At 65.5% G+C, this 25,035-nt stretch carries 22 protein-coding genes and 1 other RNA gene; 9 read left to right on the top strand and 14 right to left on the bottom strand.

What is annotated here, in order from left to right; all coding sequences use genetic code 11:
* The first annotated feature begins 53 nt into the window (after nucleotides 1-53).
* Nucleotides 54-974, top strand: coding sequence for a LysR family transcriptional regulator (locus THIARS_RS13970; protein ID WP_094161415.1), 921 nt, complete (start codon nucleotides 54-56; stop codon nucleotides 972-974).
* 1 nt (nucleotide 975) lies between these two features.
* Here THIARS_RS13970 and THIARS_RS13965 read toward each other — a convergent pair whose 3' ends face one another.
* From THIARS_RS13965 to ssrA, 5 genes are all read right to left on the bottom strand, one after another.
* The gene (locus tag THIARS_RS13965; RefSeq protein WP_094161414.1) at nucleotides 976-1,302 is read right to left on the bottom strand and encodes a P-II family nitrogen regulator; all 327 of its coding nucleotides are present in this window, start codon (nucleotides 1,300-1,302) and stop codon (nucleotides 976-978) included.
* Nucleotides 1,299-4,427 (bottom strand): DUF2309 domain-containing protein, encoded by a 3,129-nt coding sequence (locus tag THIARS_RS13960; RefSeq protein WP_094161413.1) that lies wholly within the window; start codon nucleotides 4,425-4,427, stop codon nucleotides 1,299-1,301. Before THIARS_RS13960 ends, THIARS_RS13965 begins: the two co-directional genes overlap by 4 nt.
* Entirely contained in the window at nucleotides 4,412-5,182 is a 771-nt protein-coding gene (locus THIARS_RS13955; RefSeq protein WP_094161412.1) for a hypothetical protein, read from the bottom strand. The genes THIARS_RS13960 and THIARS_RS13955 overlap by 16 nt, the downstream gene beginning before the upstream one ends.
* Before the next feature lie 33 nt (nucleotides 5,183-5,215).
* Nucleotides 5,216-6,910 carry an NADH-quinone oxidoreductase subunit 5 family protein gene (locus THIARS_RS13950; protein ID WP_245845925.1) on the bottom strand — a complete coding sequence of 565 codons (1,695 nt, stop codon included), beginning with the start codon at nucleotides 6,908-6,910 and terminating at the stop codon, nucleotides 5,216-5,218.
* Between the two features lie 633 nt (nucleotides 6,911-7,543).
* Nucleotides 7,544-7,903: a transfer-messenger RNA gene (ssrA, locus tag THIARS_RS13945) on the bottom strand.
* A gap of 245 nt (nucleotides 7,904-8,148) precedes the next feature.
* Between ssrA and THIARS_RS13940 the strand changes: the two genes are divergently transcribed.
* The 4 genes from THIARS_RS13940 to THIARS_RS13925 all read left to right on the top strand — a co-directional run bounded on the left by THIARS_RS13940 (nucleotide 8,149) and on the right by THIARS_RS13925 (nucleotide 12,621).
* Nucleotides 8,149-8,904: a GGDEF domain-containing protein gene (locus tag THIARS_RS13940; protein WP_186436683.1), complete on the top strand. Its 756-nt coding sequence runs from the start codon at nucleotides 8,149-8,151 to the stop codon at nucleotides 8,902-8,904.
* A gap of 90 nt (nucleotides 8,905-8,994) precedes the next feature.
* The gene (locus tag THIARS_RS13935; RefSeq protein ID WP_094161410.1) at nucleotides 8,995-10,788 is read left to right on the top strand and encodes an N-acetylglutaminylglutamine amidotransferase; all 1,794 of its coding nucleotides are present in this window, start codon (nucleotides 8,995-8,997) and stop codon (nucleotides 10,786-10,788) included.
* A gap of 109 nt (nucleotides 10,789-10,897) precedes the next feature.
* Nucleotides 10,898-12,175 (top strand): hypothetical protein, encoded by a 1,278-nt coding sequence (locus THIARS_RS13930; RefSeq protein ID WP_094161409.1) that lies wholly within the window; start codon nucleotides 10,898-10,900, stop codon nucleotides 12,173-12,175.
* Between the two features lie 251 nt (nucleotides 12,176-12,426).
* Complete coding sequence (locus THIARS_RS13925; RefSeq protein WP_094161408.1) at nucleotides 12,427-12,621, top strand: YgaP family membrane protein; 195 nt, start codon at nucleotides 12,427-12,429, stop codon at nucleotides 12,619-12,621.
* 97 nt (nucleotides 12,622-12,718) lie between these two features.
* Here the strand turns inward: THIARS_RS13925 and THIARS_RS13920 are convergent, their stop codons facing one another.
* From THIARS_RS13920 to THIARS_RS13910, 3 genes are read right to left on the bottom strand one after another with little or no spacing between them, the layout of a single operon-like run.
* Nucleotides 12,719-12,943 carry a formate dehydrogenase subunit delta gene (locus THIARS_RS13920; RefSeq protein WP_094161407.1) on the bottom strand — a complete coding sequence of 75 codons (225 nt, stop codon included), beginning with the start codon at nucleotides 12,941-12,943 and terminating at the stop codon, nucleotides 12,719-12,721.
* A 3-nt stretch (nucleotides 12,944-12,946) separates the two neighbouring features.
* The gene (gene fdhD / locus THIARS_RS13915; RefSeq protein WP_094161406.1) at nucleotides 12,947-13,780 is read right to left on the bottom strand and encodes a formate dehydrogenase accessory sulfurtransferase FdhD; all 834 of its coding nucleotides are present in this window, start codon (nucleotides 13,778-13,780) and stop codon (nucleotides 12,947-12,949) included.
* Nucleotides 13,777-16,095 (bottom strand): FdhF/YdeP family oxidoreductase, encoded by a 2,319-nt coding sequence (locus THIARS_RS13910; protein WP_094162145.1) that lies wholly within the window; start codon nucleotides 16,093-16,095, stop codon nucleotides 13,777-13,779. The genes fdhD and THIARS_RS13910 overlap by 4 nt, the downstream gene beginning before the upstream one ends.
* Before the next feature lie 301 nt (nucleotides 16,096-16,396).
* On the opposite strand from THIARS_RS13910, the gene THIARS_RS13905 reads away from it, so the two are divergent.
* Nucleotides 16,397-17,815, top strand: coding sequence for an aminotransferase-like domain-containing protein (locus THIARS_RS13905; protein WP_094162144.1), 1,419 nt, complete (start codon nucleotides 16,397-16,399; stop codon nucleotides 17,813-17,815).
* 109 nt (nucleotides 17,816-17,924) lie between these two features.
* On the opposite strand, the gene THIARS_RS13900 is transcribed toward THIARS_RS13905, so the two are convergent.
* Complete coding sequence (locus tag THIARS_RS13900; protein WP_094161405.1) at nucleotides 17,925-18,320, bottom strand: DUF302 domain-containing protein; 396 nt, start codon at nucleotides 18,318-18,320, stop codon at nucleotides 17,925-17,927.
* Between the two features lie 293 nt (nucleotides 18,321-18,613).
* Between THIARS_RS13900 and THIARS_RS13895 the strand changes: the two genes are divergently transcribed.
* Complete coding sequence (locus THIARS_RS13895) at nucleotides 18,614-19,936, top strand: SGNH/GDSL hydrolase family protein (RefSeq protein WP_094162143.1); 1,323 nt, start codon at nucleotides 18,614-18,616, stop codon at nucleotides 19,934-19,936.
* Nucleotides 19,937-19,971: 35 nt separating this feature from the next.
* Here THIARS_RS13895 and THIARS_RS13890 read toward each other — a convergent pair whose 3' ends face one another.
* Entirely contained in the window at nucleotides 19,972-20,358 is a 387-nt protein-coding gene (locus tag THIARS_RS13890) for a winged helix-turn-helix transcriptional regulator (RefSeq protein ID WP_222423076.1), read from the bottom strand.
* Nucleotides 20,359-20,515: 157 nt separating this feature from the next.
* On the opposite strand from THIARS_RS13890, the gene wrbA reads away from it, so the two are divergent.
* Both wrbA and THIARS_RS13880 read left to right on the top strand, forming a co-directional pair.
* The gene (gene wrbA / locus THIARS_RS13885) at nucleotides 20,516-21,118 is read left to right on the top strand and encodes an NAD(P)H:quinone oxidoreductase (protein WP_094161403.1); all 603 of its coding nucleotides are present in this window, start codon (nucleotides 20,516-20,518) and stop codon (nucleotides 21,116-21,118) included.
* Nucleotides 21,119-21,254: 136 nt separating this feature from the next.
* Nucleotides 21,255-22,142 (top strand): EamA family transporter, encoded by an 888-nt coding sequence (locus tag THIARS_RS13880; RefSeq protein ID WP_094161402.1) that lies wholly within the window; start codon nucleotides 21,255-21,257, stop codon nucleotides 22,140-22,142.
* A 51-nt stretch (nucleotides 22,143-22,193) separates the two neighbouring features.
* Here THIARS_RS13880 and THIARS_RS13875 read toward each other — a convergent pair whose 3' ends face one another.
* The 4 genes from THIARS_RS13875 to THIARS_RS13860 all read right to left on the bottom strand — a co-directional run bounded on the left by THIARS_RS13875 (nucleotide 22,194) and on the right by THIARS_RS13860 (nucleotide 25,023).
* Entirely contained in the window at nucleotides 22,194-22,694 is a 501-nt protein-coding gene (locus THIARS_RS13875; protein WP_094161401.1) for a Crp/Fnr family transcriptional regulator, read from the bottom strand.
* Nucleotides 22,695-22,832: 138 nt separating this feature from the next.
* Nucleotides 22,833-23,429 carry a MarC family protein gene (locus THIARS_RS13870; protein WP_094161400.1) on the bottom strand — a complete coding sequence of 199 codons (597 nt, stop codon included), beginning with the start codon at nucleotides 23,427-23,429 and terminating at the stop codon, nucleotides 22,833-22,835.
* 6 nt (nucleotides 23,430-23,435) lie between these two features.
* On the bottom strand, nucleotides 23,436-24,440 hold the full coding sequence (gene xerD, locus THIARS_RS13865; protein ID WP_094162142.1) for a site-specific tyrosine recombinase XerD: 1,005 nt from the start codon (nucleotides 24,438-24,440) through the stop codon (nucleotides 23,436-23,438).
* A gap of 76 nt (nucleotides 24,441-24,516) precedes the next feature.
* Nucleotides 24,517-25,023, bottom strand: a complete 507-nt coding sequence (locus THIARS_RS13860) for a methylated-DNA--[protein]-cysteine S-methyltransferase (RefSeq protein ID WP_094161399.1) — start codon at nucleotides 25,021-25,023, stop codon at nucleotides 24,517-24,519.
* Nucleotides 25,024-25,035: the final 12 nt, after the last annotated feature.

Below are 25,035 nucleotides of genomic sequence, written 5' to 3'. Positions count from 1 at the left end.
AAACGCAATTCGAGTTTCTGATAAAGTGTATTAGGAATACTTATGTCACAACGATGCATCTGACCCTGCGCCAACTCCAGATTTTCGACGCCGTCATGCGGTGCCAAAGTTTCACGCGTGCGGCTGACGCCCTGCATCTGACGCAACCTGCCGTATCGATGCAGATGCGGCAACTCGAAGAGCAGGTCGGCGTGCCTTTGTTCGACCAAGTCGGCAAACAGATCCAGCCCACCGACGCCGGTCGCGAGCTGCATCGCCACGCGATGATCATTGCCGCGAAAGTGCAGGACCTCAGTTCTGCCATGGAGGAATTCCGCGGCGTGCGCCGAGGCGAATTGGATCTGGTGGTGGCGAGCACAGCGAACTACTTCGCGCCCAAGCTGATCGCTGCATTCTGCAGCCGGCACGCCAAAGTGCAAGTGCGGCTGCAAGTGTCGAACCAGGAACAGATCCTGGACATGCTGACCACATCGAACAAGGATCTGGCGATCATGGGCCAGCCGCCAGAGGACGCTGAGCTGGTCGCCCAGGCCTTTCTCGACAACCCGCTCGTCGTGATTGCCGCGCCGACGCATCCGCTGGTGGGGAAGAGCCGAATCACGCTCAAGCACCTGGAACGCGAAACCTTCATCACCCGCGAGCCCGGCTCGGGAACGCGCAAAGCGTCCGAGCGGCATTTCTCGCGGCACGGCGTGGAGTTTCATTCGGTGATGGAAATGAGCAGCAACGAGGCGATCAAGCAGGCGGTGGAAGCGGGTTTGGGCCTGGGCATCCTGTCCTTGCATACGCTCGAACTCGAACTGGCGATGCGGCGCCTGGCCGTGCTCGAGGTCGAGCGCTTTCCGATCATGCGGCAGTGGTTCGTCGTGCATCGCAAGGGCAAGCGGCTGTCGACGGTAGCGCAGGCATTCCTCGACTTCCTGATTCGCGAGGCAAGACCCCTGGCTTCGCTGCAGGGTCCGCCCCCCTCCTGATTCAGGTCATGAACTTGACCGGGCGGCCGACCTGGATGTCGCTGACGAAGATCACCCCGGAATGGGCCTCGAAAAACGGCTGAAAGCCTTCGAGCAGCGCATCGACGAGATTGGGCGGCACCGCGACGATGATCATGATCAGCGCGTCGTCCTCGTTGAACATCAGGTGCCCTTCATAAAAACCGTGGCTGCCCTTGCCCGAAAGGTTTCCGACGATGGTGTAGCCCTTTACCCCGGCGCGGTCGAGCAAACCGGTGGCGAATTCGCGGTGTGCGCCTTCGAGGATGATTTCGAGTTTTTTCAGGGGGGAGAGTTTGAACGTGTTCATGCTGCGACGACCTCCTCGGTGTATGTCTGTTGCGATGCGGACCCGGAATGAGCTCGCCATTGGCCATGGTCGAAGACATAGGCCTGCATATCCTGCGTCGGATCGACGACGATGGCGCGGATCCACTGTCCCTGCACCAGGCTCTTGACCTTGGCCACGGCTTCGATGGCGCGACATGCGAAGTCCAGCGGCGCCTCGATCATCACGATCAGACGCAGGGGCTCGTGATAGGGCTGCCCGCGACGCATCACGGTCTGCGCCGGCAGCCCTGTGCGCAGATCGGACAGGTTGCCGGTCATCACGCCGAAACGCCCGGCAACGTTGTGGTAGACCTTGCTGCCGCTGCCGAAATGGGTGTTGTCGACGGCAGAGAAGTAGTGTTCCATATTGATCCACTGCCCCACCACCACCGGGCCGGCGAGGATGTTCTCCAGCAGGCGGCCCTTGGGGTCGAGCCGCCAGTCGTAGGACTGCAGGAAACAGCGCCCGTGCAAATCGGCTTTTTGCGTCAGACCGCGCCGTCCCACGACGAAATACAGATTGCCCGACAACCCCCACTCGGGCCGCACCTGCGACCAGTCGTGCGACATCGCACGCGCCAGGCGGTGGGCCTGGGCCGGCTTCAGCACCTTGGCTTGAGGCAGCAGCGTCGGAACGCGCTCGGCCGCGCAAAGCCGCGACGCCGCATGCAGGCCGTTGCGCAGCCGCTCCAGGTACACCAGCAACTGCGGCGGCAAAAGCTCCAGATCGTGCAATTCGACGCTGTCGGTGGTCGTGGTGTGCAGCCCGGGAACGAACCAGGTGTCGGCGGGGATCTCCACCCCGATGTCGCGCAGTTTCGCCCGCACTTCGGCCTTGTTGGCCATTTGCGCCAACACCCTGGCGCTGACCAAGCCCTGGCTGCCGCCGCAGGCGCCGCAATCGAGTGCCGACTCGTAGGGGTTGTTCTCCGATTGACTGCCGTGTCCGATGAGCAGGACGAAGCGCGAAAAATTGCGCGTCAGGCCAATGGAGGCCAGCGCGGTCCAGACGTAGTTGACCTGCTCGTCGAGCGAAAAACCGATGCGCCCCAGACGCAGCATCTGGTAATTGGCGTATGACGGATTGACGCGGTAGCCCTCGCGCACCTGCTCGATGAATCGCGCTTCGCGTTCGGGGGAAAGGCCGAACTCGCGTGCCAGCATCGTGGTGCCGCTGCGATGGCCCAGCGCCGTTTCGCGCAGTTCGCGAATCATGTCGTCGTTGACGCGCTCACGCTCGATGCCCAACTCGACGCGCAAAGCATTGACGATCATTCCTCGCTGCAGCGCGCGCACGATGGAATCGGCCTGCTCGCGGCTGAGCTTGTCCAGCAGCATGCGGGTGACGGGGCGCGGCGCGTCGAGCCGGCTGCGCCAGCGGTGATAGGCCGAGGGCATCACGGTCTTGCCGATCAGATCGAAGCCGAACAGCGCGCCAATGGCCTCCACCGTGACGAAGGGAGAGATCACCGAACTCTTGAGATCGTGCAGCACATGGCCGAGAGTCGAGACGAAAGCCTCGTCGTCGAAGTCGAGCGCGGCCGGAATTTCGAGCACCAGGTTTTTCGGCGTGACCACTGCCGGGCACAAGTGGGTTTCACTACCTTTGCCGTAGCCCAAAAAGCCGACGGGAACGCCGAAAAATCCGGCAATGCCGAAAGTCCGGAAATCTCCCACGTTCTCCAGATTGCGCCGCAGCCGCTCCGAGCGCACGTCGATGCAAAACAGCGCCTGGGCAAAGGCGCGCTTGGGCGCCGACGGCTCGTCCGGGGTCACGATCTGGCCCAGCAGACGGTCGATGGCCCGCGCTTCGAGTGCGCGCAGCCACATCGACCCTTCCTGTGCGACGAAGCGCTGCAGCACCTCAAGGACTTCGGCGGTGCGCTGCGGCCCGAGCGCGGCCAGCGTCTGCATCGAAGTTCCGGCCTGCTCGGCGATTTTCTGCAGCATCCGGGCTTGTTGCTGCGCGCGTGCATGCCGCCACTGTCCCGCGTAGTCCGCGGCCAATCGGGCCGCACGCGCGCCGTCGCGCCGCTCCAGGGTGTCGTCGATGCGTTGCGCCCAGCCGGGCAAGAGCTCTCCGGCGTGCAGGGCGTAGCGCAACATGGCGCAGTCGCGTTGCTCGCGCAGGAAGGTGTCGAACGCAGGTCGATTCGCCGGCGTTTTGCGATGCCGCGCGCTTTCCTCGATCAGCGCCAACGCGAACACCAAGCGCACGGCGAGGAAATCGACCAGATCGGCAGGGTGCTTGCGCCCCCAGTGGTAATGCTTGGCCTCGGAGCGCCAGCGGATGAAGCCGGCCCAGCCGTGCAGCCGCAGCAACTCGCGCGAAAAATACGCTTGCCAATGCTCCTCGGCGATGCCCAGCGACTGCATGACGTGAACAATCGCGGCGTCGGCGCGCGGCGCCTGATCGAGGATGCGCTTGATCGCCAGCCCGCGCAGAAACATGCGGCCGTTGCGCCGGGCAATGTCGGCCCAGGCGGCGTAAAAACCGTGCTCCCGCCCGGGCATGCGCCACGACGACTGGTTTTCGTCGAAAAAATCTAGGCAGCTCTTGACCACCAATTCGTCGAGTTCGGCAGCAAGGTTGGTTCCCCACAGGGCATCGATGCACTCAGTCAGCGGCCGCCAGGGCGGCAGGTCGTCGCGCATGGCGGTGTCCAGGCCAGCCGCGGCGGCACCGTCATCCGGAACGGCCTGCCCGGCCAGCAGTACCGCGACGTCTTCGGCCAGGGCATGCGGCACGCACGGCGAGGCGTCGGTCGGCGCCTCGCGAACTGCGCTCAGCCAGCGCTGCCAGTCGATGCCATCGACGCTGGGCGCGGTCTGCGCAAACTGCGCCGTGATCGCGTCGAGCACACGCGCATCGCCCTTGCCTTCCCGCAGATAGCGCTGGTAAGTGGTGCGCGGAAGGTACACGCGGGCATGGAACAGGCCGCGCGCGGCCTGCACCGCCTCGGTGAACGGCAGGTTTTCCAACCCGTGCAAGGGATTGTTGTGGATGAATGTGCGCATCGGCCAGAACAACGGCACGGGCTCGGCCGCCACATAAGCCGTGGCATGCACGCGCAGGATCTTGCCCAGGTTCAATGCATCAGCCATGTCATGCTCCAGAGAGAAGCGGCCACGATCGCAGCAACGGCCAACAGCGCGACCAGTACGGTCCAGGACACCGGAATGTCACGCAGCGACGGCTCGAAAGCATGCTCAACGTGTGGTGTTCCGAACAGAAAGCCCTGCCATATCTGCGCCCCGGCCCAACCCCACAGCAACCAGACGACGAGAACACCGACGACGGTCGCGGCGTTAGCCAGGCCCAGCAGATAGATCATCGCGAAAAACACCGGAAACACCGGCGCCCCGAGGGCGGCAAGGACCGAGAGCGTGGTCGCCAGGCCCAGGCGCGGCATCGCCCGCGCCAGCCCGGGGCGCAGGCCGACGTAGGCTTCGCCCCAACGCCTGCGCAAGCAATGGCTGGCCAGCGCCAGCGCCAGCGCGGTCACGGACATGCACGCCATTGCCACGCGCAGCCCCATCGCGTCGGCCCCGCCGACGACGCCGATCCAGGCCAGGGCCCACGCTGAGCTGGCGTAAAACCCGATCCAGATGTCGAAATCCCGCGTCGACAGCATGCGCCAGGCATAGAACAGCGACGAGCCGGTGGCCCACGCAAGCACGGCAGCCGCCCAGTCCGGTGGGAGGTGCATTCCGGCATCGACGATCAACCACACGCCGATTTGCGGCCAAACCAGCAGCAAGGCAGCGCGCAGCCACGCCACGCGCAGCGCGCGCAATGCGGCGTTAAAGACCGCGCTGAACGGGAATAGCGGCAGGAAAAAAAACGCCAGCAGCGCCATCGGTGGTATCGCCATCGGTGTCGTCTCCATGAATCAGACCCAGCGCAGCCATACGTTCACACGCTTGGAGCCGTTTTGCAGCATGCGTGCCAGCCGCGCGAACACGTCGGCCACGTAGAACTCACGCGAGAACAAGGCATAAAGATTGAGGTAAACGGTGTTCCAGGCTCCCGAACGCGTGCGCAAATCCAGCGAGTCGGCGTATAACGTGACCAGCCAGGCCGCCACCAGGACCAAGGTCAGCACCACCACGAGAGTATCGAAGGCGATCAGATCGACCCCTGCGGCGGTGTAGATCGCGTCCAACAACGCCGCGTCGGGATAGAGGAAGTGCTCGAACAGATGTCCGATCACGGTATAGCCGACGACGACGATGACAAACGACAGGAAGATCATGCCCATCGACCGCCACGGGTTCTCGCTGGGCAAACGGTGGATCGAGAAAAAGACCTGGGCGCCGGTGACCCAGCCGAAAAACAGCAGGATGACAGCGCCTTGCTTGTGCACGAAATCGGCGGCCACCAGCAGATGCGAGAAGCCGAGCACGAAGACGGGAACCAGCACCGTCACCGCCAATGCGACCAACCATGGCAGTCGCACCACGCGCAGCGGCCTGCGCTCGACCACGGAGGTGTAGATGTCGTCGGGAGGCACGCCATCGTTGCGGCGCGCATCGTTGATCACCCCGCCCGAGCCGAGGAACAGCGTGGCCTTGAACAGACCGTGGGCGATGAGGTGGTACACCGCGAGCGAAAACGCTCCGAGCCCGCACTCCATCACCATGAAACCCATCTGCCCCATCGTCGAATAGCCGAGCGATTTCTTGATGTCGTTTTGCGTAAGCATCAGCGCCGAGCCGATCAGTGCGGTCAGCAGCCCAACCGCGAACACCACGTGCAGCACGTCCGACGCATGCACGAACAACGGTGCGAAGCGGTTGAGCAAAAAACCTCCGGCATTGACGATGCCGGCGTGCATCAGTGCCGACACCGGAGTTGGCCCCTCCATCGTGTACGGCAACCATGAATGCAGCGGAAACTGCGCCGAGCGCGCAAACGCGGCCAGCGCCACCAGCATCGCCGCAGTGCTCGCCGCCGGCCAGCCGCCGACTTCCACGCCGGGATTGGCCGCAATGCGCGCGAACAACTCGGGCAGCTGCGTCGTGCCGTAAGCGTGCCCAAGCAGCAAAGCCGCACCGAGCAGGGGTAGGTCACCGGCGCGGTAGGTGATGAAGGTCCAGAACGCATAGCGGCCGCTGGCCACGCGTGTCGTGTCGTGTCCCAGCAGGAAGTACAGCAGCACCCCGACCAGGAACCAGGCCACAATCAGCGTGAGGAAGTCCGACGCACACACCAGCAGCAAAATGTCCGCGGTCATCAGGTCCAGCAGTGCGAAGAACCGCGCATACCCTGGCTCATCGGCCATGTAATGCACCGCGTATAGATGCACGATCAGACTGATTCCCGACACCAGCACCGCCATCACCACGGCGAGGTGGTCGAGCATCAGGGCCAACGGCCCGGCGCGCAGCACCTCGACTTGTTCGGCCGGCATGCGCAGCACCGCAACCAGCAGGGCCAGCGCGAGAAACAGAGTCAACCCCATGAAGCCCGCGCTGATCCGCGCTGCCCGATGTTCGGCTGCGCGGGACAGCAATGGCGCAACGACAGCAGAAAGCACCGGCAAGACCGGCAAAGCCATCAGGCAAAACGCGACCCAATCGTCCACGGCAGACTCGTCCTCGATAAAGGGAAAGGCAAGTGCGCCGAGATGTGGATCCGATCCTCCGGATCGCACTGGGCGCCCGCTTCAACCCGGCGCGAATCCCACACCTCCATCCGCGTCGGCCGCGTCATCCTAAGGGCTGTCGACAGATAATAAAACCCTGAATTTCTTATTCAATACATAATAAGAAATTATGGCGAGCGTGCTCGAGCTACCTGGCTGAGGCGACGACGAAAAGGTCAGCCAGAAGGTTGGCCCAAGGCGCCATCTTCCACGACAGCCTCTAGCGTCACATCATCCAGTCGTCGCGCAAAGCGTAGATCGGGCGTTTGAAGGCCGCGAGGTGGTTGTGCTCTGAAAAGAAGCACCGGACCCAGGCAAGGGCCTTGGGACAATCAGCGGCAACACAGTGCTGCATGCTACTGCAGACGAGAGGGCAGGCCGGCTCCCTTGCCGGGCCGACAACTGAGCTGCGGACTTCGGGTCTTTCGCGCAGAGCGAGGCAGGAGGGAAGAATGGCCAGGAACGGGCCAGAAGGCAGACTGGCGCAATCCGCAGGAACCCCCAACCACACGCGGGAGCCGGCACGAGCGGGCAAGAAAAAACCCCAACCGAGAACGGTTGGGGTTTCGTTATTGGTGGAGCCGGGGGGAATTGAACCCCCGTCCGCAAATTCTCCATCGCAAGCTCTACATGCTTAGTGCCATCATTGGGTTTTAACCGCCCAGACGCAGATGGACATGCTTCTGAACTGGCGATCCGCTGGATTTAATGATTTTGCGCGCGGCGCACAGAATCACGATCTGATGTGGATGACCTTGCAGGTGTTGCCACCCCGGCCCATCAGCGTGCCGTTGCAAGGCTCGCGGCAATTAAGCTGCGAGAGCGAAACTATCGTCGTTCGCGTTTAACTTGATTCCAGTGGATTTACGAGCGAACTGGTGCTCGGCATGCACTCCACGACTTCGTCATTCACGTCGAAACCTGGTCGGCCCCTTGAGCGGGATGGTAGCGAAGTTGTCCGTACCCCGCCTATCTGGGTGTGCAAGCATGGATTTCAAGGGTGGATCAATGCTTGACCACAGGGCGCACCTGAAACCGGGCGGATCGGATCGCCATGAGCGCGTGGGCCTTCGCCAGGGCTAGGCGGATGCGCGTCATGCGCGCCCACCCTGGCACCGGCACTCCCATGGCCCGGGGAAACTGGGACAATGGCGCCATTTCCCCGGCATCATCCGCCCATGCTCAAAGCCTGCCTCCATCGCTACGGTATTTGGCTGACAGTCTTCTTCGTGACGCTGCTGTCGATTGCCGTTTCGGCCGGCATCGCCTCCGGCATGACCTACTGGGTGTTGGACGGGAGCATGACACGATCGGCCTGGATCATCACCCTGCTCACCCCGGCGGTGATCTCCCCGGTGATGACGTACATCACGCTCAGACTGGTGAGCGAACTCGACCAGGCGCATACGCGGCTGCATGAACTCATTCACCGCGACCATCTGACCGAGCTGCACAACCGCCGCTACTTCATGCAGACGTTGCATGCGGAAATCGAGCAGGCGAAAGCGCATGGGACGTCGTTTGCGCTGGCCATCGTCGATATCGACAACTTCAAGACCATCAACGACCGCTTCGGCCATCTGGGCGGGGACGAGGTGCTCAAGCAGATCGCGCATGCCTGCCGCAGCTCGGTGCGCGACACCGACGTCGTCGCGCGCATCGGCGGCGAAGAATTTGCCTTTCTGTTCCGCGCGAGCAGCCTGGCGGTGGCGCAAGAGCTTGCGCAGCGCCTGCTGATACGCATCCGCCATCTCGACGTCCGGCTACAAGACGTTCCACTGCCGATCTCGGTCAGCATCGGCATGACCAGCGTGGCGGGGCCGACAGCCGATCTCGCCGACGCCATGCGCCTGGCCGACAACGCCCTCTATGCCGCGAAGAGCGCGGGCAAGGACAGACTGGAGATCCTCGCTTCGGCCGCAGCCACGGCTTGATGGCCGCCTTGGAACACAACGGGACGACAAGGCGGACTGGCGGCCATTCGCAGACAATGGCGGGTTTGGTTCTCATGAGGAAATCCGCCGATGTGTGGAATTTGCGGAGAGATGCGGTTTGATGGCGGACAAGCCGACATCCGCGCAGTTGCCCGCATGCGCGACGCGCTGGCACCGCGCGGGCCGGATCACGCCGGGAGTTGGGCGAAGGGCGTCATCGCTTTCGGCCATCGCCGCCTGGCCATCATCGATTTGAGCGCCAGCAGCGATCAGCCGATGACTGACGCCGAGACCGGTTGCACCCTGGTGTTCAACGGCGTGATCTACAACTACCGCGAACTGCGCGCCGAATTGGCCAGCCATGGCCAGCGCTTCGTGTCCCAGGGGGATACCGAGGTCATCCTCAAAGCCTATGCCGTCTGGGGCGCCGAGTTCGTGCACAGGCTCGAGGGCATGTTTGCCTTCGCCCTGTGGGATCCCCGCACCCAAACCTTGCTGTTGGCGCGCGACCGCTTCGGCATGAAACCGCTCTACCTCGCGCAGGACGGCAAGCGCCTGCGCTTCGCTTCCAGCCTGCCGGCCCTGCTTGCCGCGGGCGGCGTGGACAAATCGCTGGATCCGGTCGCGCTGCACCATCTGTTCACCTTGCATGCCGTGGTTCCGGCGCCGCACACCATCCTGCGGGGCGTGCGCAAGCTGCAGCCCGCACATGTGTTGCGTGTGCGAATCGACGGGCCCAGCGAGCTGTCGCGTTATTGGGCCCTGCAAGCCACGCGCCCGAACCCCGAACCGAGCGAGGACGCATGGGTCGACCGCACCCGCAGCTCGCTGTGCGCCGCGCTGGACAGTCATCGCCTTGCCGCCGACGTGCCGGTGGGGGTGCTACTGTCGGGCGGGCTCGACTCCAGCCTGCTCGTCGGTCTGCTGGCCGACCATGTACGCGACCTGCGCACGTATTCCATCGGGTTCGAAAGCCTGGGCGACGGCACGGAAAAGGCCGACGAATTCGAGTACTCGGATCTGGTGGCCCAACACTTCGGCACGCGCCACCACAAGCTGCTGATTCCCAACGACGCCGTGCTGGAGCGCCTGCCGCACACCATCGCGCGCATGACCGAACCCATGTTCAGCCACGACGTGGTGGCTTTCGACCTGCTGTCCGAATGGGTCGGGCACGACGTGAAAGCGGTGCTCGCCGGCCAGGGCGCGGACGAAGTGTTCGCCGGCTACTTCTGGTATCCGCGCATGCAGGCCGAGCACGGCACGCCGCTGGAGCGCTTCTCGCGGCATTATTTCGACCGCGAACACGCCGAGTGGCTGTCGATGATCGAGCCTGCCTACCATGTGCCGGACGTTACGGCCGAACTGGTGGAGCGCGCCCTGGCCCAGCCCGGCGCCGAGACCTTCCTCGACCAGGTGCTGCGCCTGGACGTCACGACCCTGATCGTCGACGACCCGGTCAAGCGCGTGGACAACCTGCCGATGGCGCATGCGCTGGAATTGCGCGTGCCGTTTCTAGACCGCCAATTGGTGGAACTGGCTGCCGCCATGCCGCCCGCATTCAGGCTGAGGGATGGCGGCAAGTATCCGCTCAAGGCCGTCGCGCGCGGCATCCTTCCCGATGCCGTGATCGACCGCCCCAAGGGCTATTTCCCGGTACCCGTGCTCAAGCATGTGCGCGGCGCCTTTCTCGATCGCATGCGTGCATTGTTGAATTCGCACGCCTGCCGCAATCGCGGCCTGTACCGGCGCGCATACGTGGACCGTCTGCTGGCCGCTCCCGAGGCTCCCCAGCATTTCACCCGCATCCAGGGCAGCAAGCTCTGGCACCTCGCCCTGCTGGAATGGTGGTTGCAAACCCATGTGGACGGGGCGCCGGCATGACCCCGTCGCCGAGCCTCGCGCACGCAGGCCTGGCAACTCGGCGGCAGCGCCGTACGCCGCAAACGCAAGGTCTCGCCGTCATCCATCACCCGACCCATCACGCCGTTCGATGATCGAACATCTCAACCGCGACTGTTTTTGCATCAGCCTGGACCGCGAGGCCCTGGCCCGCGCGCTCGAGTCCGAATTGGGCCAGCCCGGCCTGTACGCCCTGGTGCGCGCGCGCAACCCGCACATGTTCTCGGCCCAGCCGGTGTTTGTCGCCCGCCGGCATGCACGGCGCATGCGCGAGATCGTGCAGGCGGTGGAGTCGGTGGCCGCGCTGCCCGGCTACCAACGCGCGGTGCTGGCCGCAGCGCCCGCCGCCGCGCAGCACGACCCTAGCAACCCGGGCGTGTTCCTCGGCTTCGACTTCCACCTCGAAGCCGACACCCTGCACCTCATCGAGATCAACACCAACCCGGGCGGCGCGTTGCTCTCGGCCGCGCTGGCGCGGGCGCAGCGCGCCTGCTGCGACGACATGCAGGGCATGGTCCCCACGGCTGCGGTGGTGGATGCGTTCGAATCGGATATCGTCGCCATGTTCCTGCGCGAATGGAAGCAGGCCGGACATGAAGGCCGGCCGCGGCGCATCGCCATCGTCGACACCGCGCCGCAGGACCAGTATCTCTACGCCGAGTTCTTGCTGTTCGCGCGCCTGTTCGAGCGCGCCGGCATGCACGCCGTCTTGGCCGACCCTGGGGCGTTGCACCGCGATGCGGGCCGCTTGTGGCACGGCACCGAGCCCGTCGATCTGGTTTACAACCGGCTCACCGATTTCGCGCTCGACGAAGCGGCCCACGCAGCGCTGCGCCAGGCTTATGAGCGAAACGAAGTGGTGCTCACGCCCCACCCGCGTGCCCACGCTCTGTACGCCGACAAGCGCAACCTCGCGCTGCTGGGCGATGCGGACCGGCTGCGCGAACTCGGCGCCGACCCAGCCGCCGCCGCCCTGCTTGCGGCGCACATACCGCAGACCGAAATCGTCACGCCGCACAACGCCGAGCGCCTCTGGTCCCAGCGGCGCGGTCTCTTTTTCAAGCCCTGGGCCGGCTTCGGCAGTCGCGCCGCCTACCGTGGCGCCAAGCTCACCAAAAGCGTCTGGGACGACATCGTCGCGAACCCTTATGTCGCCCAGGCGTTGTCGCCTCCCGGCGAACGCCACATCGGCGATGCCGCCGCGCCGCTATCCCTCAAGTTCGATCTGCGCGTCTATGCCGACGTCGGCCATGTGATGTGGTTTTCCGCCCGCCTCTACCAGGGCCAGACCACCAACTTCAGGACGCCCGGCGGAGGATTCGCGCCGGTGTACACCGAGCCCGAAGGCGAAGCCGCGACACGGCTCTGAACCGATACCGTATCGGCCGGCTTGCGCGATGGATGCAAAACTGGGCGCGACTGTAGGTGAACAATGTTTGATCTGTCCAGACTGCCGTCCTGTTGTTTTTTGTGGATCGGCGCGGAACTTCGGCGGGCTGCACGCGGCGCGCCAAAGACCTACGAACCGCACGGGTTTGCGATATTCCCGTCAGTATCGCCGTTGTGCCATGATGGAACGCCGCGACCTTGCGGCTCCACGACGCAAAGAGGAGAACTTCCATGACCATCAACGAAGGCACCCTGGACCGCGCCCTGCGGGTGATTGCCGGCCTGATCCTCATCGGTCTCACGCTCACCCATGTCATTGGCGTATGGGGCTGGATCGGCGTGATACCGCTCATCGCCGGTGCGGTGGGCTTTTGCCCGCTGTACGCGATCCTGGGCATACGCACCTGCCCGATGCGCAAGAACTAGGGCCGGCTCACACCATGTCTGCGCCCACGACGGGGATTCAGCGCCGAGAAACGCTCGGGGTGCGCAGGCATGCCATGGCCTTGCCAGCCCTTGCCGTTCACAGCAGGATGGCGCGGTGCGCTTGCAAGGCGTCGAGCACGATGGTGTCAAGGCCAATGCCGTCCTTGGCGTCGACATGCTCCAGCAACTTGGCGCGGGCGCGCCGTTCCCAGAAATACTGGATGTGCTCGGCGATGCACTCCAGGGCCTCGGCCCGGTCGGGCATCGAAGCAAAGAGCAGGCCGATCCGGTTGGCCAGGTGAATCAGACTATCGAATTCCATCGTTCAGTTTTCGCGATCGAAAAGAAGGCGCTGTGGATGCGCGTAGGCCACAAGATCGCCCTGCCGCGCCAGCCCCACCAAGGTCATTCCGGCTCGTTGCGCCGCCTCGAGCGCGAGAAAAGTCGGCGCCGACACGGCGGCCAGCAGGGGCGCGCCAGCCGTGGCGGCCTTCTGCACCATTTCCACGCTGGCGCGGCTGGTCACGACGATGAAACCCGTGCGCGCGTCGACCCCCACACGCACCATGGCGCCGATGAGCTTGTCGAGCGCGTTGTGGCGCCCCACGTCCTCGCGCAGCAGAATCACGTCGCCGTTTGCCGCGCACCAGGCCGCGCCGTGGGTGGCTCCCGTGGCCCGACCCAGCAGTTGACGCGCGCGCATGCTTTCCATCGCATGGTCGATGGCCGCGGCATGGAGGCGAAGCGCGGCGCCCTGCACCGCGGGAACGTCCCGCAGCACTTGCGCCAGGCTTTCGGTGCCGCAGATGCCGCAGCCCGTGCGGCCGGCCAAGGTCCTGCGGTGGTCCTTCAGCCGGGCGAAGCTGCGCGAGGACACTTCGAGCCGCACGGTCAGGCCCTCCGCACAGACGTCGGTCTCACAGTCGAACAGATCGTCGGGACGGTCGAGGATGCCCTCGCTGAGGGCGAAGCCGAGGGCGAAATCCTCCAGGTCCGTTGGCGTGGCCAGCATCACGGCATGCGAAATGCCGTTGAACTCCAAGGCCACCGGAACCTCGTCGGCCAGCCAGTCCAAGACCTCGCTGCGCTGCGCATCGCGCCAGCGCAGCACCTGGGCCTGCCGCGTGCCGGCGAGCAATGGGGTGTCGTTGGCGTTCATGCTGCGGCTTTCGTCTCGGTGCGCTCCAGCAAAACCGGGATGGACTTGTAGGCCGGCGTGCCGCAGTGGTCGGCCGCGCTGTCCAGCGGCACCAGCGGGTTGGTCTCGGGGTAGTAGGCGCCGAGGCAGCCGGGCGGAATGTCGTATTCGACCAGCATGAAGCCGCGGATGCGGCGTTCGATGCCGTCGCCCCACGCCGTGGAAACATCCACCCGCTCACCGGCCCTCAAGCCCAGTTTCTGCAGATCCGCCGGGTTGATCAGCAGGATGTCGCGCTGGCCATAGACACCGCGGTAGCGGTCATTCATGGCGTAGATGGTGGTGTTGTACTGGTCGTGCGAGCGTATCGTCGTGAGCACCATCAGACGCTCGCCGTGGCGCTGGCGCGCCCGCGTGATGGGCGTGTCGCGCTCGATGGCGCTGACGATGAACTGCGCCTTGCCGCTGGCGGTCTGCCAGACGCGCTCGCGCGACGCCACGCCCAGGTGAAATCCACCCGGCTTGGCCACCCGCTTGTTGTAGTCCTGAAAGCCGTCGATGACCTGCGCGATCGCGTCGCGGATGCGCGCGTAGTCACGCACGTACCAGGCCCAGTCCACCGGCCTCTTGCCCAGCGTGGCCTCGGCCATGCCCGCCACGATGGCGACCTCGGACAGCAGATTCGTCGACGCCGGCCGGTTCATGCCGTGCGACAAGTGGACCATGCTCATCGAGTCTTCCACCGTGCCCCCCTGAGGCACGCCATCCTGCAAGTCGATTTCCGTGCGCCCCAGCGTGGGAAGGATCAGCGCCTCCTCGCCGTGGACGAGGTGGCTGCGGTTCAGCTTGGTGCTGATCTGCACCGTCAGCCGACACGCGCGCAGCGCCTCCCAGGTTCGCGGCGTGTCCGGCGTGGCCATGGCGAAATTGCCGCCCAGCCCGACGAATACCCGCACCTCGCCGCGCAGCATGGCGTTGATCGTGTCGACCACGTCCAGGCCGTGATGGCGCGGCGGCTCGAAGCCGAACACCTTCTGCAGCCGGTCGAGGAACGCCTGCGTCGGTTTCTCCTCGATCCCCACGGTGCGGTCGCCCTGCACGTTGGAGTGTCCGCGCACCGGGCACAGCCCCGCGCCGCGCTTGCCGATCTGGCCGCGCATCATCATCAGGTTCGACAGGATCTGGACGTTGGCGACCGCGTTCTTGTGCTGGGTCAGGCCCATGCCCCAGGTCGCGATCACGCGCTCGCCTTTGGCATAGATGCGCGCCAAGGCCTCGATCTCCGCGCGCGGCACACCGGATTCGGCGACGATCTCATCCCAATCCTCGGCCTGCAGATCAGCGGCGAAGGCGTCGAAACCCGTCGTGTGCCGCGCGATGAAATCCACGTCGAGCACCCGCGCCTCGCCGCCGCGCTGCGCGGCCAAGTCGAGTTCGAGCACATGCTTGGCCACGCCCTTGATCAGCGCGTAGTCCCCGCCCAGGCGCGGGCGGATGAACACCGAACTGATCCGGTCGTTCGCCAGGCCCAGCATGTCCAGCGGATGCTGCGGGCTCGCGAAACGCTCGAGCCCGCGCTCGCGCAGCGGGTTGATCGCCACGATGGTCGCGCCGCGCTTGGCGCAATCGCGCAGCTCGCCCATCATGCGGGGGTGATTCGTGGCCGGGTTCTGCCCGAACAGCAGCAGCGTGTCGGCATGCTCGAAATCGTCGAGTGTGACGGTGCCCTTGCCGACGCCCACCGTCCCCGGAAGCCCGCGGCTCGTCGCCTCGTGGCACATGTTGGAGCAGTCCGGGAAATTGTTGGTCCCGTAGGCCCGCACGAAGAGCTGGAACAGGAAGGCCGCCTCGTTGCTGGTGCGCCCGGAGGTGTAGAAGGAGGCCTGATCCGGATGCTCAAGCGCGTGGAGGTGGCGGGCGATGATCTCAAACGCCTCGCTCCATGCGATCTTGCGGTAGCGGTCGGTCGCCTTGTCGTACACCAGGGGATCGGTCAGGCGCCCATGCTGTTCCAGCGCGTAGTCGCTCTGTTCCATGAGTTCGGCAACCGTGTGCGCGGCGAACAAATCGGGGGTCGCGCGCTTACTGGTGGACTCGGCGGCCACGGCCTTGACGCCGTTCTCGCAGAACTCGAAGCTCGACGTGTGGTCGCGGTCGGGCCAAGCGCAGCCTGGGCAGTCGAAGCCGTCAGGCTGGTTTTGCTGCAGCAGCATCCTGTAGTGGGCGCCCGGCACCTTCTCCTTGATCAGATGCACCGCCACCTGCTTCAAGGCACCCCATCCGGCTGCTGCATGGGTATAGGGTTCGATCTTGCGCGTTGTTTCGGAAGCCGCCATGAGGTGTTCCAAGATGTTCGACAAATGCGAAATGCGCCTCGGCGAATGCCTGGTGCTTGAGAAACACATCCTAGGGATACATCTCGCGAATTGAATGAACACATAGGGGCTTCCTGAAGCAGTACAGTTTGAATTGCCCATGCCCGCAGAATGCGCATTTTTTATCGATTTTTTATAGTCTGAAAACCAGTTCCGCATTAACCCTAGGAATACAGCATGCGGCTCGTCCGATACTTCGACCTGGATTTTGAGAAACTGTACCGGCACAACTGAAATGCCCCGGATCAAGAAGGGAGCGCGCTTGAATCTCTACGAAAAACTGGCAAAAACCATCGGGGACCAGATCCGGCAAGGCGTACTGCTGCCGGGCGAGAAAATTCCCTCCATACGCCGGGCCAGCCAGCACCACAAGATGAGCATGACCACCGTGGTGCATGCCTACTCCCAGCTCGAAAGCCAGGGATTGATCGAGAGCCGGCCCCAGTCGGGCTATTTCGTGCGTGCCCGCGCCGAACGCACGGCAATGCCTGCCTTGCGCGCAAACAAGCCGAGCCCGGTTCCCTCGCAGGTGGACGTCAGCCGCCTGGTGCTGTCCACGCTGCGTTCGATCCGCAGCCACAACGCGATTCCGTTCGGCTCACCCTACCCGGATCCGTCGCTTTTCCCGCAGCGCAAGATCAACCAACACATCCAGGCCGCCGGACGGCAGGAGGCCCTTTGGGGATTGATGAACGACCTGCCCCCGGGCAACCCCGAACTGATCCGGCAGATCGCCCGCCGTTATCTGCAAAACGGCCTGGCTGTCGACCCCAACGAAATCGTCATCACCGTCGGCGCGACCGAAGCCATCAACCTCTGCCTGCAGGCCGTGGCCAATCCCGGGGACACGATCGCGGTGGAATCGCCCACCTACTACGCGATGCTGCACGCCATCGAGCGCATGGGCATGCGCGCCGTCGAGATCGCGACGCACCCGCGCGAGGGCATGGACCTGGACGCCCTGGCCGACGTCATCCGCACGCAAAGGATCGCGGCCTGCATGGTCATGCCGAACTTCCAGAATCCGCTCGGATTTCAAATGCCGGACGCGAAGAAGCGCGATCTCGTCGCCTTGCTCGCCCGACACGACATCCCCGCCATCGAGAACGACGTCTATCACGAGCTGTACTACGGCGACGCCCACCCCAGTGCGCTGAAGACCTACGACACCAATGGCCTGGTGCTGCACTGCGCGTCATTCTCGAAATCGCTCACCGCCGCCTACCGCATCGGCTGGGCCATGGCCGGCCGCTACGTCTCCAGGGTCGAGAAGCTCAAGTTCCTCAACACCCTGACCACCCCCTCCATTCCGCAACTGGCCATCGCCGCCTATCTGCAGAACGACGGCTACGAACTCCATCTGCGCCGCATGCGCAGGCGCTATGCCCAGCAAGCGCGCATCATGCGTGCGGCGGTGCTGCGCTTTTTCCCGCGTGGCACCCAGGTCTCCCAGCCCGCGGGGGGCTACGTGCTGTGGGTGGAACTGCCCGAGGCCATCGATTCGATGCGCCTGTATCAAAGCGCCGTCGCCAGCGGCATCACCATAGGCCCCGGCTACATGTTCGCCACCGGCAAGCGCTATCAGAACTGCATCCGGCTCAATTACAGCTACCTCTGGAACCGTGACATCGAAGCCGCCCTGATGCTGCTCGGAAAAATCGCCGCCGCGCAGCTGGCGTGAAACTGCCGGACCGACACCCGGCCGCCATCCATTCCATCTATGCCCCGATGGGCATCGGCGACATCGATTGCGGCGCGGGATCCCCCGCGCCGACGGACCGACGCGAAGTTCAGGCGCGCAGACTGGCGTCCACGCGCTGCAGCGCGGTGCGCACCTGGTGGCCCAAGGTGGTGACCTCGGGCTTGTTGACCATGCCGAGCACGGCTTCGGGATCCATGAAGCCGACGATCACCTCGCCGCCTTCGGTCTGACGCACCACCACATTGCACGGCAGCAGCAGGCCGATGTCGGGCTCGGCGCGCAAGGCCTGGCTGGCGAAGCTGGGGTTGCACGCGCCAAGAATGAGATAAGGCGGCATGTCCTGACCGAGCTTGGCCTTGAGCGTGGCGGCCACGTCGATGGTCGTGAGCACGCCGAAACCTTCCTGCTTGAGGGCTTGCGTCACGCGCTCGACCACCGCACCGAACTCGCCCTTCACCGGGGAACCAAAACCATATTGCGCCATGTTGAAGACTCCAGTTGAAATATCCAAAAAACATTGCGTGGCAACCGGCCCGGGCACTCAAACCGCCGCGCCCGAGGCGAGGGCAAGGCTTGCGCATCACCCCGGCCAGCGCCACATCCGAACCCATCGCCAGCCGCGTGGGCATTGTCTCCGCCACGGTCACCAAGCTGCGTGCCATCAGGTGATCAGATGTCAGGCCCAGCGGCGAGGCCGGGTCTCCCGATGCACGGTGCGGTTCTAGAATGCCCGCTTTTCACGACGGGGCCGCGCACATGCCGCGCCCCGCAACTGCCATGATTATTGTGCGCCTGGGCCTGATCACGTTGTGCGCGCTGTGGATGCACGCCGCCGCGGCAAGGGAACTCGGCGCGCAGGCCGGCGGCGCGTCCTGGGTCGGCGCCTGGGCGATGGCGCCGCAGGCCGTGGCCCAGCACCCGGCGGCACCGGGCTATGACCGCGCTCCCGCGGTGTTCAACGCCACCGTGCGGCAAATCATCGTGCCCACGCTGCCGGGACCGGCGCTGCGCCTGCGTTTGAGCAACCGCTTCGGCACGCAGGACGTGCGCATCGACAAAGTCACTGTCGCCATGGTCCGACGCGGCGCGGCCATCGACTCTGCCACCCTGCGCACCGTGCTGTTCGACGGCCAGGCGTCGTTGCGCATCCCCGCTGGTGGGAGCCGCGTCAGCGACGCCGTCGACCTGCCCGTGCAGGCCGGCAAGGCCCTGGCCGTCAGCCTGGCCGTGCACGGCAACGTCACGCCCCAGACCTGGCACAAGCTTGCCAGCCAGGTGAATTTCATCTCCGCCGCCGGCGACCATGCCGACGATACCGGCGGCGCGGCCTTCACCCGCCGCGTCACCTCCTATCTCTGGCTCGACGGCATGCAGGTTCGCACGCCCGCCGCGGAACACGCGGCCGCCGTGGTCGCCATCGGCGACTCGATCACCGACGGCATGCGCTCCACCCTGAATGCGGACCGGCGCTGGCCGGATGTCCTGGCGCGACGGCTGCGCGAAGCCGGCATCCGCAATCTGGCCGTACTCAACGCCGGCATCAGCGGCAACCGCTTGCTGCACGACTCACCCTGTTACGGCATCAGCCTGGAACAGCGCTTCGCGCGCGACGCGCTCGACCAGCCCGGGGTGCGCGCCGTCATCGTGCTGGCGGGCATCAACGACATCAACTTCGGCTTCGTCGCCCCCCATCCCGGCCTGGACTGCGACGTCCCGCACGTGAAAGTGAGCGCCGCCGACCTCATCGCCGGCTATCGCGCGCTCATTGCCCAGGCCCACGCCCGGGGTGTCGTCATCGTCGGTGGCACCATCACCCCGGCAAACCTGCCGCCCGGGCGCGAAACCGTGCGGCGTGCGGTCAACGCATGGATACGCCAGAGCCATGCCTTCGACGGCGTCATCGACTTCGACGCCGCGCTGCGCGACCCGGCCCAGCCATCGCGCTTGTTGCCACGCTTCGACAGCGGCGACCACGTCCACCCCAGTGACGCCGGCTACGCCGCGATGGCTGCGGCGGTCCCCCTCGGCCTGCTGCAGGCACGGCCTACGCCTCGCACTGTATCCGCCCAAACCCCCGGCGCGGATGCAGACAAAACGTGAACAGGCCCTAGCCCCGACAAAGGCGGCCGGAGACCTCAAGCCGCCTGGCGCCGCGCCGCCTCGTGCTCGGTCCGCCCCCGCACCGCCTGGTTCTGCGCATGCCAGCGGCGCGCCAGCGCGTCCAGCGCGTCGAGCACGGGCCCCAGTTCCTGGCCGCGGCGCGTCAGGCTGTAGGTCACCTGCGGTGGAATGGTCGGCAGATGGTCGCGATGGATCACGCCCGCCTCCTCCAGCAGGCGCAGGCGCTCGGTCAGCACACGGGAAGAAATGCCGGGAATGGCGCGCTTGAGCACACCGAAGCGCTGAGGCCCCTGCTGGCGCAGCACCCACAGCAGGTACGTGGTCCACGGCCCCATCAGCAGACGCAACAGCGCATCCATCGGGCATTGCGCGCTGGATTGCGGACTTGTTTTGCGGGGCATCTCCCATTCTCCTTGCGCGGCAAGACCAACCTTGCATCCGTGCGCCGGGACGGCGCGGGCCACTTGAGCCAAGTAGTTACTTAAAGGTACCTACTTTTCATTCACAACCATCGGTCGCATCATACGAACTTCATCCACCCTACCGCAAGGAGTTCTCATGGCCAAAGTTCTCGTTCTCTACTACAGCACCTGGGGGCATGTCGAGCGCATGGCGCAGGAAGTCGCCGAAGGCGTGCGCGCCGTCGCCGGCGTGGACGTGACCCTCAAGCGCGTGCCCGAAACCATGCCGCCGGAAACCGTGGCCGCAATCCACGCCAAGACCGATCAGGCCGCCCCCGTGGCCAAGCCCGAGGAACTGGGCGATTACGACGCCATCATCTTCGGCACGCCCACCCGCTTCGGCAATATGTGCGGACAGATGCGCAACTTCCTCGACCAGACCGGTGCCCTGTGGCAGCAAGGCAAGCTGGTGGGCAAGATCGGCAGCGTGTTCGCCAGCACCGCGACCCAGCACGGCGGCCAGGAAACGACCATCACCTCCTTCCATACCACGCTGTTCCACCACGGCATGATCGTCGTCGGCGTGCCCTACGCCTGCGCCGGGCTCACGAACATGGACGACATCAGCGGCGGCTCGCCCTACGGCGCCTCCACGCTGAGCAAGGGTGACGGTAGCCGCATGCCCAGCGCCAACGAACTGGCCATCGCCAAGTACCAGGGTCAACACGTGGCCGAGATCGCGAAAAAGATGTTCGGCTGAATCGCACTGAACTGCGCCGCCCGGCTGCGGGGGCGCAGGACGTCTCCCTCCATCGCCGAAAAGCGGCGGCTGCGGCGACCAGCGAATCATTCCGCATCCGGGTAGGATCAGCCGCCTGCCCTTCATTGAAGTCCTCATGCGCCCTCGCCACGCCCTCCTCGCCCTGCTCGTGGTCACGATCTGGGGTTTCAACTTCGTGGTCATCGAAATCGGGCTGCAGGGCCTGCCGCCGCTGCTGTTCACCAGCCTGCGTTTTTTCTTTGCCGCGGTTCCCTTGGTGTTCTTCGTCTCCAGACCCGCCACGGACTGGCGCCTGCTGGTGGGCTGGGGCCTGGCACAGTTCGCGGTGCAGTTCGCGTTGCTGTTCGTCGGCATGAAACTGGGGATGCCGGCGGGACTGTCGTCGCTGGTCATTCAGTTGCAGGCCTTCTTCACCATCGGGCTGGCGTGGTGGCTGATGGGCGAGCATGCGCGTCCGATGCAGCTGCTCGGCGCGGGCATCGCGCTGGCGGGCATGGGCATCGTGGCCTGGCATCTGGACACGCCTGGCACGCTCGTCGGCCTGCTGTTGGTGATCGGCGCCGCAATGTCCTGGGCCACGGCCAACATCCTGACCAAGCGCATCGGCGCGGTGGAGCCGCTGGCCTTGGTGGCCTGGGGCAGCCTGGTCGCGGTGCCGCCGTTGCTGCTGGTCTCCGCCGTGGTCGAGGGCCCGCACGCCATGCTCGCGGCGGTGCAGGCCATGAACCTGAAATCCTGGCTGACGGTGCTGTTCCAGTCCTACCCGAACACCCTGCTGGGCTTCGGGGTGTGGTCCATGCTGATGCGGCGCTACCCGGCTGCGCAGGTCGCGCCGTTCAGCCTGCTGGTGCCGGTGGCGGGCATGGTATCGGCCGCGCTGGTGCTGCACGAAGCGTTGGAACCATGGAAGATCATGGCGGGCTTGCTGGTGCTCGGGGGACTGGCGCTGAACCAGTTCGCCGCGCGGCTTCAGCTCTGGCTGCGGCAGCGCGCCGCAACTTGACGAAGCGCCCGGCCCGTCGATCGGCGGCTCGCGCTCCGGCCGCCGAGACCGTCAACGTCCGGTGCGGTGGATGTAGCGGTTGAGCTGGGTCATGTCCGTGGAGGTGCGGCGGTAAAGGTGATCGAGGCTGATGATGGCCGCCTCCAGCAGCAGCACGGCCAGCAGCGGCCGCTCCAGGCGCAGGCGCTGGTACATGGCGCGACTGATGCGGAGCAGGCGGGTATCGGCCCCGGCACGCAGCCGCACTTCGCGGGGCTTGCGGTCGAAAAAGCTCATTTCACCGAGCATTTCGCCGGGCTCGATCTTGCCGATTTCCATTTCGCTTTCGGGCATTTGCGCCATCAGGCAGCCATGGCCCTCGAGCACGAAGAACAGGGCTTCGCCGACCTGGCCGATGTCGGCGATGATCTCGCCCTTCTTGGGGGCCATCAGGTCGCAGTAGTCCAGGAAATCGTGGACCTCGCGGCGCAGCAGGATGCTGGTGTCGACCAGGTTGCCCAGGAATTGGGCCAGGTTTTCGCGGTCTTTGGGGGTAATGGGCAGACTTTCCATGATGCGGGTCTCTCTGAATTGTGGTTTTCGGCAGCCAGTCTCGGCCACCCCGCATGCATCGATGCCGCGGTGGCGCCTGCAATCGTAGCCATTTCCTGGTTTCGTGCCGCCGGTCTCGCGCCCCCAGGGACGCTTCGTTCAGTGCATGAAATAGCTGCGCAGACCGCCCAGCAACATGTTGACGGCGATGGCGGAAAGGATCAGACCCATGAGCTTCTCCGCCGCGCGCATGACCGAGTCGCCCACCCACTTGAGCAGGGTCTCGGCCATCAGCAGCAGGCCGCCGGTGACGACGATGGCGGCCGACAGCGCGGCCATCCAGGTCCACATCTGGCCCGGCTGGCGCGAGGTCAACAGCAGCACGGTGGCGAGCGCCGACGGCCCGGCAAGCAAGGGCACGGCAAGCGGAAAGATCATGGGTTCACGCCCGTCGCCGCCGCCGAAGATTTCGGACGTGGTGGAGAAGATCATCTTGATCGCCACCAGCAGCAGGATCACGCCACCGGCCACCTCAAGCGCCGGTTGGCTCAGGCCCATCAGGCGCAGGAAACCCTGCCCGCCCCACATGAAGCCCAGCAGCACGACATAGGCGATGCCGATCTCGCGCAGCGCCACCGGCAAGCGGCGCTGCACCGGCAGCTGCCGCATGATGGCGATGAAGAACGGCAAATTGCCGAATGGGTCCAGAATCAGCAACAGCAGGACGAAGGCCGACCCGAAGTCGTTTTGCGCCATGGTGGTTCAACCCCGCGGGTGATGGTGGGCATGCAGTTGCTTGAGGCGCTCGCGCGCGACATGGGTGTAGATCTGCGTGGTGGAGATGTCGGCGTGTCCAAGCAGGAGCTGGACCACGCGCAGGTCGGCGCCATGGTTGAGCAGATGGGTGGCGAAGGCGTGGCGCAGGGTGTGCGGCGACAGCGGCGCGTCGATGCCCGCGTGCAAGGCGTGGCGCTTGAGCAGGGTCCAGAACATCTGCCGCGTCATGCCGGCCGCCACGCGCTTGTTCGCCTGGCCGCTGCGCTGGGTGACGAACAGGAAATCGCTGTCGCCGCCGCCCAGAATCAACGGCCTGGCCTCCTCCGCATAGCGCCGCAACCAGAAGGCCGCCTGCTCGCCGAACGGCACCAGCCTGTCCTTGCCGCCCTTGCCGCCGACGACGCGCACCACCGCATCCGCAAGGCTGAGATGCACGGCCTTGAGCGCCACCAGTTCGCTCACGCGCAGGCCGCTGGCGTAGATGAGTTCGAGCATGGCGCGGTCCCGCAGCCCGAGCGGGGTTTCCAGGTCGGGCGCCAGCAGCAGGGCCTCGACCTGGGCCTCGCTCAGGGTCTTGGGCCGGCGCGCCTGCTGGCGCGCGCGCTCGAGCTTGAGCGTGGGGTCGTCGCTGCGCCTGTGCTCACGCAGCGCCCAGCGGAAATAGCGCCGCAGCGCGGCGAGCCGGCGGTTGGACGCAGTGGCCTTGCTGCCCGCGAAACGGGCGGCGAGATAGGCCATGACGTCGGCCTCCGTGGCCTGCAGCAGGCCCGGCCTTCCGGCATGCGCCAGCCAGCGCGCGAACAGGCCGAGATCGCTGCGGTAGGCCGCCAGGGTGTTGGCGGACAGGCCGTGTTCCAGCCACAGCGCGTCGCAGAACCGGTCGATCGCCTCGGAACATGCGGCCGGCGGCGCGGGCCATTCGGGGTGCGCCACGGCGCGGCCACGCCGGCGGCCGGGCCTTGCTGCCGACGCGCTTTCGGCCCGCGCCATCGGCGCTTCATCGCGTGTCGTGGCGCTCATCGCGCACGCGTCCACACAAGCGCATGGCCGCGCATGGGTCCGCGCGTCACGCCATCGCCCCCTCGTGTTGCAGCAGCCAGCGCTTGATGCGCAGCAGTTCGCCCTGGGCGTCGGTGGAATGGGCGAAGCCGCCGAGCCCGGCGCGGGCGACGATGCGGTGGCAGGGCACCACGGGCGCGAAGGGGTTGGCCGCGCAGGCCTGGCCCACGGCACGCGCGGCGCTACCCAGTTGCGCGGCCGCTTCGCCGTAGCGCAGCGTGCGACCACGCGGGATTGCGCGTAGCAGGGCCCATACGCGCCGCTGAAAGATGGTTCCGACATCGTCCAGAGGCAGGTCGAAGCGGTGATCGGGGTCGTGGCAATAGGCCTGCAGCTGGGCCTGGACTTCACGGCCCAGCGCGCTTGCGGGCGCTTGCGCGGGCGTGGATGCCGGCAGGTATTCGAGGGCCAGCACCCGCTCGGTCGTGCAACGCAGACCGAGGCGGCCGAATGGCAGATCCAGCACGGCGTCCCAGCGCGTCGGAATCGGCGTGAAGACGGAGTCGTCGGTCATGGGCAGTGGCGG

The organism is Thiomonas delicata, assembly GCF_900088825.1.
Taxonomy (GTDB): domain Bacteria; phylum Pseudomonadota; class Gammaproteobacteria; order Burkholderiales; family Burkholderiaceae_C; genus Thiomonas_A; species Thiomonas_A delicata.
This window is presented reverse-complemented; position numbering and strand designations above follow the sequence as displayed.